Annotated in this window: 8 protein-coding genes; 4 read left to right on the top strand and 4 right to left on the bottom strand. The window is 73.2% G+C overall.

Annotation, left to right across the window (positions count from 1 at the left end; translation table 11 throughout):
• Positions 1-53 precede the first annotated feature (53 nt).
• Positions 54-737 carry a response regulator gene (locus F3L20_RS06415; RefSeq protein WP_150152962.1) on the bottom strand — a complete coding sequence of 228 codons (684 nt, stop codon included), beginning with the start codon at positions 735-737 and terminating at the stop codon, positions 54-56.
• On the bottom strand, positions 734-2,392 hold the full coding sequence (locus tag F3L20_RS06420) for a sensor histidine kinase (protein ID WP_150152964.1): 1,659 nt from the start codon (positions 2,390-2,392) through the stop codon (positions 734-736). The genes F3L20_RS06415 and F3L20_RS06420 overlap by 4 nt, the downstream gene beginning before the upstream one ends.
• Positions 2,393-2,548: 156 nt before the next feature.
• On the opposite strand from F3L20_RS06420, the gene F3L20_RS06425 reads away from it, so the two are divergent.
• The 4 genes from F3L20_RS06425 (at position 2,549) to F3L20_RS06440 (ending at position 7,301) form a co-directional block, all read left to right on the top strand.
• Complete coding sequence (locus tag F3L20_RS06425; protein WP_150152966.1) at positions 2,549-3,937, top strand: cation:dicarboxylate symporter family transporter; 1,389 nt, start codon at positions 2,549-2,551, stop codon at positions 3,935-3,937.
• Between the two features lie 209 nt (positions 3,938-4,146).
• Positions 4,147-4,575, top strand: coding sequence for a MerR family transcriptional regulator (locus F3L20_RS06430; protein ID WP_150152968.1), 429 nt, complete (start codon positions 4,147-4,149; stop codon positions 4,573-4,575).
• The gene (locus F3L20_RS06435; RefSeq protein WP_150152970.1) at positions 4,572-4,895 is read left to right on the top strand and encodes a thioredoxin family protein; all 324 of its coding nucleotides are present in this window, start codon (positions 4,572-4,574) and stop codon (positions 4,893-4,895) included. Before F3L20_RS06430 ends, F3L20_RS06435 begins: the two co-directional genes overlap by 4 nt.
• Positions 4,896-5,069: 174 nt before the next feature.
• A complete protein-coding gene (locus F3L20_RS06440; protein ID WP_206338862.1) occupies positions 5,070-7,301 on the top strand; it encodes a HelD family protein in 2,232 nt (743 codons plus the stop codon).
• A 15-nt stretch (positions 7,302-7,316) separates the two neighbouring features.
• Here F3L20_RS06440 and glgB read toward each other — a convergent pair whose 3' ends face one another.
• Together glgB and F3L20_RS06450 are read right to left on the bottom strand one after the other, a co-directional pair.
• The gene (glgB, locus tag F3L20_RS06445) at positions 7,317-9,899 is read right to left on the bottom strand and encodes a 1,4-alpha-glucan branching enzyme (protein ID WP_150152974.1); all 2,583 of its coding nucleotides are present in this window, start codon (positions 9,897-9,899) and stop codon (positions 7,317-7,319) included.
• Positions 9,900-9,931: 32 nt separating this feature from the next.
• The gene (locus F3L20_RS06450; protein WP_150152976.1) at positions 9,932-11,350 is read right to left on the bottom strand and encodes a maltokinase N-terminal cap-like domain-containing protein; all 1,419 of its coding nucleotides are present in this window, start codon (positions 11,348-11,350) and stop codon (positions 9,932-9,934) included.
• Positions 11,351-11,407: the final 57 nt, after the last annotated feature.

Consider the following 11,407-nt stretch of genomic DNA (forward strand, 5'->3'; position numbering starts at 1 on the left):
GACCGGCGGCGCAAACCCGCCGCTCACCCCGCGGCCACCCCGCCCGGCGCGGCTCACTGGCCGGTGACCCACCGGTACTGCAGCTCCGGCCGGCCCACCGTCCCGTACTGCGGGCGGCGGGCCGCGCGGCCCGCGTCGACGAGGTGTTCCAGGTAGCGGCGGGCGGTGATGCGGGAGATGCCGACCGCCTCCGCGACACCCGTGGCGGTCAGCCCCTCGCCCGCGTCCCGGAGCACCACCGTCACCCGCTCCAGGGTCGGGCCACTCAGGCCCTTCGGCAGGGCGGCCGGACGCGGGGCGCGCAGCGCCGCCAGGGCGCGGTCCACCTCGTCCTGGCCGCTGGCCTCGCCGGCCGCCGCGCGGAACTCCGCGTAGCGCACCAGCCGGTCCCGGAGCGTGGCGAAGGTGAACGGCTTCAGCACGTACTGCACGACGCCGAGCGACACCCCCTCGCGCACCACCGCCAGGTCCCGCGCCGACGTCACCGCGATCACGTCCGCCTGATGGCCTGCCGCGCGCAGCGAACGGGCCAGCTGAAGGCCGTGCACGTCGGGCAGGTGCAGGTCGAGAAGGAGCAGGTCGACGGGCGTGCGGTCGAGGATCCGGCGGGCCTCGGCCCCGGTGTGCGCCGTGCCGACGGGCTCGAAGCCGGGCACCCGCCCGACGTACATCACGTGCGCGTCGGCGGCGACCGGGTCGTCCTCGACGACCAGCACCCGGATGGGCTGCCCGGTCACCCGGCACCGCCCGTGCCGTGCCCGACCGCGGAAGGCTCCGCGGCCCGGCGGGCGTCCCGCAGCGGGATCCGTACGTCGAACACCGCGCCGCCCTCCTCACCCGTGGCCACCGACAGGGTGCCGCCGTGCCGGGCCACCGCCTGCCGGACCAGGGCGAGGCCAAGACCCCGGCCGCCCGGACCGGCCGGCTTGGTGGTGAAGCCGAGCCGGAACACGTCCTCCGCGCGGTCCGGGGCGACACCGGGGCCGGTGTCGCGCACCCGCAGGACCAGCTCCGAGCCGTCCTCCTCGGTCAGCGCCGTCACCGTCACCCGGGGCCGCACCCCGCCCTGCGCCGCGTCCACCGCGTTGTCGATCAGGTTGCCGAGGATGGTGACCAGGTCGCGGGCGGGCAGGGCGTCGGGCAGCAGACCGTCGTCGAGGCGGCTGTCCGGCGAGACCACCAGCTCCACGCCCCGCTCGTTGGCCTGCGCGGTCTTGCCCAGCAGCAGCGCCGCCAGCACCGGCTCGCCCACCGCGTCCACCACCTGGTCGGTGAGCGCCTGCGCCAGCTCCAGCTCGGCGGTCGCGAAGTCCACGGCCTCCTCCGCGCGGCCCAGCTCGATCAGCGACACCACGGTGTGCAGCCGGTTGGCCGCCTCGTGCGCCTGGGACCGCAGCGCCTGGGTGAAGCCGCGCTCCGAGTCCAGCTCGCCCATCAGCGACTGCAGCTCGGTCACGTCCCGCAGGGTCACCACGGAGCCGCGCCGCTGGCCGCCGCTGACCGGCGAGGTGTTCACCACCAGCACCCGGTCGGCCGTCAGGTGCACCTCGTCCATGCGGGGCTCGGAGGCGAGCAGCGCGCCCGTCAACGGAGCCGGCAGACCCAGCTCCGCCACCGATCTGCCCACCACGTCCTCCTCCTGGTCCACCCCGAGCAGCACCCGTCCGCCGTCGTTGATCAGCGCCACCCTGTACTGCCCGTCCAGCATCAGCAGGCCCTCGCGCACGGCGTGCAGCGCGGCCTGATGGTAGTCGTGCATGTGGCTGAGTTCGGTGGCGTTCATCCCGTGGGTGTGACGGCGCAGCCGGGCGTTGACCACGTACGTGCCGATCGCGCCGAGCCCGAGTGCGCCGGCCGCGACCACCAGCAGCGCGGTCAGCTGCTCCCGCACCCGCCGGCCGATCTCCTCGACCCTTATCCCGGCGCTGACCAGGCCGACGATCCGGTCGCCGTCCCGTACCGGGGTGACGGCGCGCACCGACGGGCCGAGCGTGCCGGTGTAGGTCTCGGTGAACGTACGGCCCTCCAGGGCCGGACCGGTGTGCCCCTGGAAGACCAGGCCGATCTGGGCGGGGTCGGGGTGGGTCCAGCGGATGCCCCGCGGATCCATGATCGTCACGAAGTCGACGTCGGTGTCCCGCACCACCTCCAGCGCGTACGGCTGGAGCCGCGCCGACGGGTCGGGCGAGCGGATCGCCTCCCGCACGGACGGCGAGTCGGCGACCGAGAGCGCCACCGAGGTGGCCTGCCGGCCCGCCGCCTCCTCGGCCTGGCTGCGGTGGCTCAGGTAGGTGGCCAGCGCGTACCCCGCCACCACGACCGTGAGGAGCACGGCCTGCACGGCGAACAGCTGCCCCGCGAGACTGCGGGGCCGGGGGAGGGGGAGGCGCATCCCGCCAGTCTGCCTCGCACGTCCGCGGTGAACTAAATGAACGGAAGGGTGACCACGCTCACAAGGCGCGACATAGTCACGGCGTTCCCCGCGAACCATCCCCCGGACGTGAGCCGCACGCCGGTGATGCCGACGACGACGTCAAGGAGGGCCGCCGTGACCAGCACCGCCGATACGGCACCTGCCGCACCCAAGGCCAAACGGGACCGCACGCACTATCTCTACATCGCGGTGATCATCGCGGTCGCCCTCGGAATCGCCGTCGGCCTGATCGCGCCCGACTTCGCGGTCGAGCTGAAGCCGATCGGCACCGGGTTCGTGAACCTGATCAAGATGATGATCTCGCCGATCATCTTCTGCACCATCGTGCTGGGCATCGGGTCCGTGCGGAAGGCCGCCAAGGTCGGCGCGGTCGGCGGCATCGCGCTCGGCTACTTCATGGTCATGTCGGTCGTCGCCCTCGCCATCGGCCTGGTCGTCGGCAACATCCTGGAGCCGGGCAGCGGCCTCGCGATCACCGACGCGGTCAAGGAGACCGGCCACGCCCAGATCGACGCGGAGGCGAAGGACACCACCGAGTTCCTGCTCGGCATCATCCCGACCACCATCGTGTCCGCCTTCACCCAGGGCGAGGTCCTGCAGACCCTGCTGATCGCGCTGCTGTGCGGCTTCGCCCTGCAGGCCATGGGCAACGCCGGGCAGCCGGTCCTGCGCGGGATCGAGCACATCCAGCGGCTGGTCTTCCGGGTCCTCGCCATGATCATGTGGGCGGCCCCGGTCGGTGCCTTCGGCGCCATGGCCGCGGTCACCGGCTCGGCCGGCCTGGACGCGCTCAAGAGCCTCGCCGTGCTGATGCTCGGCTTCTACGTCACCTGTGTGCTGTTCATCTTCGTGGTGCTCGGCGCGATGCTGAAGATCGTCGCGGGCCTGAACGTGTGGACCCTGTTCAAGTACCTGGGCCGCGAGTTCCTGCTGATCCTGTCCACCTCCTCCTCCGAGTCGGCGCTGCCGCGGCTCATCGCGAAGATGGAGCACCTGGGCGTCAGCAAGCCGGTGGTCGGCATCACCGTCCCGACCGGCTACTCCTTCAACCTCGACGGCACCATGATCTACATGACCATGGCCTCGCTGTTCATCGCCGACGCCATGGGCACCCCGATGTCGGTCGGCGAGCAGATCCCGCTGCTGCTGTTCCTGCTGGTCGCCTCGAAGGGCGCCGCCGGTGTCACCGGCGCGGGCCTCGCGACCCTGGCCGGCGGCCTGCAGTCGCACAAGCCCGCTCTGGTGGACGGCATCGGCCTGATCGTCGGCATCGACCGCTTCATGAGCGAGGCCCGCGCGCTGACCAACTTCGCCGGCAACGCGATCGCCACGGTGCTGATCGGCACCTGGACCAAGGAGATCGACAAGGAGCGGGTGGCCGAGGTGCTGGCCGGCCGCGCCCCGTTCGACGAGCGGACGCTGCTGGACGACCACGGCGCCGACCGCGACGACTCCGTCCCGGCGTCCGAGGCGGGCAGCGAGAAGGAGCTGGCCAAGGCCTGACCGGGCCGGCGCCGCACCCGCGCACCCCGGCCGGCCGGGACACACTTCCCCCGTCGCCCCGGCCGGCCGGTCACCGAGGCCCACCCCCACTGACAGGGCCTCCGCCGCCGGGCGGCCGGACTCCTCCCCCGTGAGTCCGGCCGCCCGGCCTTCTTCCGTCGTGGGACGCCCTTGCGTTGACGCCCACGTCAAGCCTTACGTTCGACGGCATGCGAATCGGCGAGCTGGCCGCACGCGCCGGAACCACCACGCGGACGCTGCGGTACTACGAGTCCCGCGGGCTGCTGCCCGCACGGCGGTCCGGCAACGGCTACCGGACCTACGACGACAACGACCTGAAGCTGCTGCGGCAGATCCGCACGCTGCAGGACTTCGGGTTCGACCTGGAGGAGACCCGGCCCTTCGTGGAGTGCCTGCGGGCCGGGCACCCGGAGGGCGACTCCTGCCCGGCCTCGCTCCAGGTCTACCGGCGCAAGCTCGACGAGCTGGACGCGCTCATCGGCGAGCTGCGGGCGGTGCGGGCGACGGTCGGGCGGCAGCTCGAGCGGGCGGAGGCGGCACGGGAGGCGCTGGCCGCCGACGCGTCGGTCCCGGGAGGTCCGGAACCGGTGTGCGAACTGGGAGGGGGAGTGCGATGAGCGGTGTGCCCGAGGTGACGGACGCGGACTTCGCGGAGGAGGTGCTCGGGGCCGGTCTTCCGGTGCTGGTGGAGTTCACCGCCGACTGGTGCCCGCCGTGCCGGCAGATGGCGCCGGTGCTGCGGTCGCTGGCCGCGGCGGAGGAGGGCCGGCTGAAGGTCGTCCAGCTGAACGTGGACACCAACCCGGCGACGACCAACGCCTACAAGGTGCTGTCGATGCCGACCTTCATGGTCTTCCGGGACGGGGAGCCGCTGCGGTCGATGGTGGGCGCGCGGGCGGAGCGGCGGCTGCGGGAGGAGCTGCGCGACGTGCTCTGACGCCCGCCGCCCGAGCCACACAGAGAAAGCCCCCGGGCAATTGCGCCCGGGGGCTTTCTCTGCGTATATTCGTGAATTCGCGACTTCGTTATGAGAAGTCGCGGAGAAGTTCAGTGAGCACAGTATATCCGGGCGGGAGTGGAATTGTCAAACACCGAATTTCCGGACGATGAATTGCGGCAGGAACAGGAATTCATCGACGGACTGTACGCACAGGTGGACCTCCTGCGCGGTGACGCCGAGGCCGGTGTGGCGGACGCCCTCGCCCAGGGGCACACCCCCCGGCAGGCCAGGCTGGAACGGGACATCCTGGTCGCCGAGCGCTCCGGGCTGCTCGCCGCGCTCAACGCGGTGGACGGTTCCCTCTGCTTCGGCCGGATCGACCTCACCTCCGGGCAGACCCACCACATCGGCCGCATCGGCCTGCGCGCCGACGACGCCGAACGCACCCCGGTCCTCATCGACTGGCGGGCCGGTGTCGCCCGCCCGTTCTACCTGGCCACCGGCCACACCCCGATGGGGCTGCGGCGCCGCCGGCACATCGCCACCGAGGGCCGCCGGGTCACCGGCCTGCACGACGAGATCCTCGACCTCGGCGACGACACCCGCACCGGGCACGAGGACCCCACCGGCGACGCCGTGCTGCTCGCCGCGCTGAACTCCGCGCGCACCGGCCGCATGGGCGACATCGTGCGCACCATCCAGGCCGACCAGGACCGGATCATCCGCGCCCCGCACCGGGGTGTCATGGTGGTCGAGGGCGGCCCCGGCACCGGCAAGACCGCCGTCGCCCTGCACCGCGCCGCTTTCCTGCTGTACGAGCACCGCGAGCTGCTGGCCCGCCGCGCCGTCCTGATCGTCGGCCCCAACCCGGCGTTCCTCGGCTACATCGGCGAGGTGCTGCCGAGCCTCGGCGAGACCGGGGTGCTGCTCGCGACCGTCGGCGAGCTCTTCCCCGGGGTGCGCACCACCCGCACCGACACCCCGGAGGCCGCCGCCGTCAAGGGACGGGCGGAGATGGCCGACGTGCTCGCCGAGGCCGTACGCGACCGGCAGACGCTGCCCGACCCGGTCATCGCGATCGAGCACGACCGCGAGATCCTGATGCTCGACGACGGCCTGGTGAACGTCGCCCGGGAACGCACCCGCGCCGCGAAACTGCCGCACAACGTGGCCCGCGAGTACTTCGAGGGGTACATCCTCAACACCCTCACCGACATGCTCGCCGAGCGCATCGGCACCGACCCGTACGACGGGTCCAACCTGCTCGACCCGAGCGACGTCACCCAGATCCGCGACGAACTCGCCGAGAACCCCGAGGTGTGGTCCGCGATCGACCAGCTGTGGCCGAGGGTCACCCCGCAGCGCCTGGTCGCGGACTTCCTCGCCGCCCCGGAGGGCTACCTGTCCGACGAGGACGCCGCCGCGATCCGCCGCCCGGTCACCCGGCACTGGACCGTCTCCGACGTGCCGCTCCTCGACGAGGCCGCCGAACTGCTCGGCGAGGACGACCGTTCGGCCCGCGAGCGGGCCGAACAGGAGCGGCAGCGGCAGATCGCCTACGCGCAGGGCGTGCTGGACGTCTCGTACGCCTCGCGGACCTTCGAGTTCGAGGACAAGGAGGACGACGACCCGGAGTCCTCCGAGGTGCTCTCCGCGCACGACATCATCGACGCCGAGCGCTTCGCCGAGCGGCACGAGGAGGAGGACCACCGCAGCGCCGCCGAACGCGCCGCCGCCGACCGCACCTGGGCCTTCGGGCACATCATCGTGGACGAGGCGCAGGAACTCAGCCCGATGGCGTGGCGGCTGCTCATGCGGCGCAGCCCCACCCGGTCGATGACCCTCGTCGGCGACCCGGCGCAGACCTCGGAGGCGGGCGGCGTCGGCTCCTGGGAGGGCATCCTGACCCCGTACGTCGAGGACCGCTGGGACCACCACCGGCTCGGCGTCAACTACCGCACCCCCGCGGAGATCATGGACGTCGCCGCCGCCATGGTGCGCGCCGAGCACCCCGGCTTCGAGCCGCCCAGCTCGGTGCGCGCCACCGGGGTACGGCCGTGGGCCCGCGCCACCGACGACCTGCCCGGCGCCACCGCCGAGGCGGTCGCGGAGCTCACCCCCGAGGAGGGCCGCCTCGCGGTCGTCGCCCCGCGCGAGCTGCACCGCGCCCTGGCCGCCCGGCTGGACGGGGTGACCGCCGGTGCCGAGCCGGACCTCACCCACCAGGTGGTGCTGCTGGAACCACGCCAGGCCAAGGGGCTGGAGTTCGACTCGGTGCTGGTGGTCGAACCGGGCCGCTACGGCACCAGCGACCTGTACGTGGCGCTCACCCGCGCCACCCAGCGGCTCGGCGTGCTGCACACCGAGCCGCTCCCGGAGCCGCTGGCGAACGCACTGGCGTGAAAGCCACGGCCCTTGTCAGGCCGGGCGCAGCCACACCGTGGCCAGGGGCGGCAGGGTCAGCCGGATGCTCGCCGGCCGGCCGTGCCACCCCTGCGGCTCCGGCTTGACCGGGTCCGGGTTGGTGACGCCACCGCCGCCGTAGCGGGCCTGGTCGGTGTTCAGGACCTCGTGCCAGGCGGGCACGTCGTCCGGGACCCCGATCCGGTAGTCGTGCCGGACCACCGGAGCGAAGTGGCACACCGCGAGCAGCGGGGAGCCGTCGGCGTCGTACCGCAGGAACGCGAACACGTTGTCGTCGGCGGCGTCCCCGGTCACCCAGCGGAAGCCGGACGGCTCGGTGTCGTACTGCCACAGCGCCGGGGTGGAGCGGTAGACGGTGTTCAGGTCACGCACCAGGTCGCGCACCCCGCGGTGGTCGGCCTCCGCGCCGTAGTGCGGGTCCAGCAGCCACCAGTCCGGGCCGTGCGCCTCCGACCACTCCGCGCCCTGGGCGAACTCCTGGCCCATGAAGAGGAGCTGTTTGCCCGGGTGGGCCCACATGTAGCCGAGGTAGGCGCGCAGGTCGGCGCGCCGGCGCCACCAGTCGCCCGGCATCTTCGACACCAGGGACCCCTTGCCGTGCACCACCTCGTCGTGGGAGATCGGCAGCACGTAGTTCTCGCTGTAGGCGTACACCATCGAGAAGGTCATCTCGCCGTGGTGGTACGCGCGGTGCACCGGCTCGTGGCTCATGTACTGCAGCGAGTCGTGCATCCAGCCCATGTTCCACTTCAGGCCGAAGCCGAGCCCGCCGAAGCCGCTGGGGCCGCGGTGGTGGGTGGCCCGGGTGACGCCGTCCCAGGCGGTGGACTCCTCGGCGATCGTCACGACCCCGGGCACCCTGCGGTACACGGTCGCGTTCATCTCCTGCAGGAAGGCCACCGCGTCCAGGTTCTCCCGGCCGCCGTGCTCGTTCGGCGTCCATTCGCCGGGCTCGCGCGAGTAGTCGAGGTAGAGCATCGAGGCGACGGCGTCGACCCGCAGCCCGTCGATGTGGAACTCCTCGCACCAGTACAGGGCGTTGGCCACCAGGAAGTTGCGCACCTCGCGCCGCCCGAAGTCGAACTCCAGGGTGCCCCAGTCGGGGTGCGCGGCACGCAGCGGGTCGGAGTGCTCGTACAGCGGGCGGCCGTCGAACTCGGCCAGCGCCCACTCGTCGCGCGGGAAGTGCGCGGGCACCCAGTCCATGATCACGCCGATGCCCGCCCGGTGCAGCGCGTCCACCAGGTATTTGAAGTCGTCGGGGGTGCCGAGCCGGGCCGTGGGCGCGTAGAAGCCGGTGACCTGGTAGCCCCAGGACCCGCCGAAGGGATGCTCGGCGACCGGCATCAGCTCCACGTGCGTGAACCCGAGGTCCTTGACGTAGGCGGGGAGCTGCTCGGCGAGCTGCCGGTAGGTGAGGCCCGGACGCCAGGAGGCCAGGTGCACCTCGTACACGGAGAACGGCGCCCGGTGCGCGGGCAGCTCCGCCCGCCGCTCCAGCCATTGCGAGTCGCCCCACTCGTAATGCGAGGACGTCACGATCGACGAGGTGGCCGGGGGCACCTCGGTACGGCGCGCCATCGGGTCGGCGCGCAGGGTCTTCGACCCGTCGGGGCGGGTGATCTCGAACTTGTACAGCTCGCCCTCGCCGATCCCCGGCACGAACAGCTCCCAGACCCCGGTCGAGCCCAGCGACCGCATGGGGAAGGCGGTGCCGTCCCAGAAGTTGAAGGAGCCCGCCACCCGCACCCCGCGGGCGTTCGGCGCCCACACCGAGAACCGGGTGCCGGCCACGCCCTGGTGCGTCATCGGGTGCGCGCCCAGCACCGTCCACAGCTCCTCGTGCCGGCCCTCACCGATCAGGTGCAGGTCCAGCTCGCCCAGCGTGGGCAGGAAGCGGTAGGCGTCCTCGGTGTCCAGCTCCGCCTCTTCATACGTGACGAGCAGCCGGTACGCCGGGACCTCGCGCAGCGGCAGCAGCCCCGAGAAGAATCCGTCGCCGTCGTCGTGCAGAGCGACGGACATGCCGCCGGAGACGACGGTCACCGCCCGCGCGTACGGCCGCAACGCCCGGAAGGCCACCCCGCCGGGGACCGGGTGCGCGCCCAGCACGGAGTGCGGGGCGTGGTGCCACCCGTCCAACAGCCGCTCCCGGTCACCGGCGTCCACGGCGGGCGACACGGCGATCTCCGCCTCCGGCGGCGCGAGCTGCCCGGCCGCTTCCTCCACGGGTGCCGGTGCCGTCCGCGCGGTGTCCCTCACCCGGCTTCCGGCGGCCGTCCCGGCAGGCGGCTGCTTATCGGCCGGCGCCTTGCCGACCGCCTTCTTGGCCGTCTTCCTGGCCGTCTTCTTCGCGGCCGCCTTCTGGACCGTGGCCTTGGCCGCCGGGGCGCTCTGCGCCGCGGCGGCGGCCGTCTTCTTCGCGGGCGTCTTCCGCGCGGCGGACTTCTTCGCCGCGGCCGTCGCGGGCTGTTTCTTCGCGGCCGTCTTCTTCCGCGCGGGCGTCGGCGGCTCGGTGCGCCGCTGATCGGCCGGCTGCTCCGGATGCGAACCGCTGGACTCGGGGCGGGGGGTCACGGGCGAAGCCTCCTGGACGCGGGTCGGGTGGGTCAGGTCGGGTCGGACGACGCCAGCCGGCGCAGGGCGGCCAGCGGCACGGGCAGCCAGTCGGGGCGGTGCCGGGCCTCGTACACCGCCTCGTAGACCGCCTTGTCGGTCTCGTACGCGCGCAGCAGCACCGGCTCGGTGCGCGGGTCGCGGCCCGCGGCCTCGGCGTAACCGGCGCAGTACGCGGCCCGGCAGTGCGTGGCCCAGTCCGGCTGCGGCGGGTCCACGGAACGCGCCGCGTAGTCGAAGGACCGCAGCATGCCGGCCACGTCCCGCACCACCGGCTGCGGCATGCGGCGCTCGGCCAGCGGCCGGGCCGGCTCCCCCTCGAAGTCGATCAGCGACCAGGTGCCGGCCGGGGAGCGCAGGCACTGCCCGAGGTGCAGGTCGCCGTGCACCCGCTGGGCGGTCCAGGTACGGCCCTCGGAGGCCAGGTCGTCCAGCGCCGTGTACGCGGAGCACAGCCCGTCCGCGTACGGCCGCAACGCCGGCACCGCGTGCACGGCCGCCTCCAGCCGCTCGGTCATGCCGTCGACCAGGGTGCGCAGCTGGGCGTGGCCCAGGGTGACCGTCGGCAGCGCACGCGCCAGCGCGGTGTGCACCTCGGCGGTGGCCCGCCCGAGGGCCCGGGCCTCGGCGACGAAGTCCTCCCCCTTGGCCAGCTCCCGCAGCGCCAGCTCCCAGCCGTCCGTGGCGCCCTGCACGAAGGGCTGCAGCACGCCCAGCACGTACGGCTCGGCGGCGTGCGGGGGACCGGCGGTGTCCTCGGCGTCGGCGACCATCCACGCCGTGGGCGGGGGCACCCGGGGGCAGCCCTCGCGGGCCAGCGCCAGCGGCAGCTCCAGGTCCGGGTTGACGCCGGGCACCACCCGGCGCAGCAGCTTCAGGACGAAGGTGTCCCCGTAGACGACCGACGAGTTCGACTGCTCGACGGTCATCAGGCGCGGCACCAGCCCGGGCCGGACCTCCTGGCCCGGGTCCCGCTCGAAACGAAGCCCGCCGATCCGGGCCTGGGTGCGCAGGGCCTCCAGGAGCAGGTCGGCGGGCCGGGTGTCGTGCAGAGCCTCGTAGACCGTACGTCCGGCCAGGGGGCCCCGCGTCACATGACCGATCAGCGCGGGCGCCAGCCGGGGCGGCAGCGCCTCGCGCACGGCTATGAACAGCTGGTAGCAGTCACCGGGCTGCTCCTGGCCGCCGTGCCCGGGCTGGAGCGGCTGGTGGGCGCGCACCAGCAGGTGGTAGAGGCCCAGCTTGGCGGTGGGCGGCAGCAGCTCGGTGGCCGCGACCAGGCCGAACCCGGTGACCGGGCGCCCCTTGCCCGCGAACCAGCGCTGTCTCGGCAGCCATTCCCGCAACAGTGGATCCAGTGACGCAAGGAGGCCGGGCGGGGTCGTGACAGTGCGTGTGACGGCTTCCGACATGGCGTCGCGTCCTTTCCCCTCTGTCGGCGCGCCACGGGGCGCCGCCGGTGGGCGGGG

Source organism: Streptomyces tendae (assembly GCF_008632955.1).
GTDB lineage: Bacteria > Actinomycetota > Actinomycetes > Streptomycetales > Streptomycetaceae > Streptomyces.

What these genes read in the sequence shown, in the direction of transcription:
- F3L20_RS06420 (WP_150152964.1), bottom strand. Translation starts at nt 2,392, where the DNA reads ATGCGCCTCCCCCTCCCCCGGCCCCGCAGTCTCGCGGGGCAGCTGTTC.
- F3L20_RS06430 (WP_150152968.1), top strand. Translation starts at nt 4,147, where the DNA reads ATGCGAATCGGCGAGCTGGCCGCACGCGCCGGAACCACCACGCGGACG.
- F3L20_RS06435 (WP_150152970.1), top strand. Translation starts at nt 4,572, where the DNA reads ATGAGCGGTGTGCCCGAGGTGACGGACGCGGACTTCGCGGAGGAGGTG.
- F3L20_RS06450 (WP_150152976.1), bottom strand. Translation starts at nt 11,350, where the DNA reads ATGTCGGAAGCCGTCACACGCACTGTCACGACCCCGCCCGGCCTCCTT.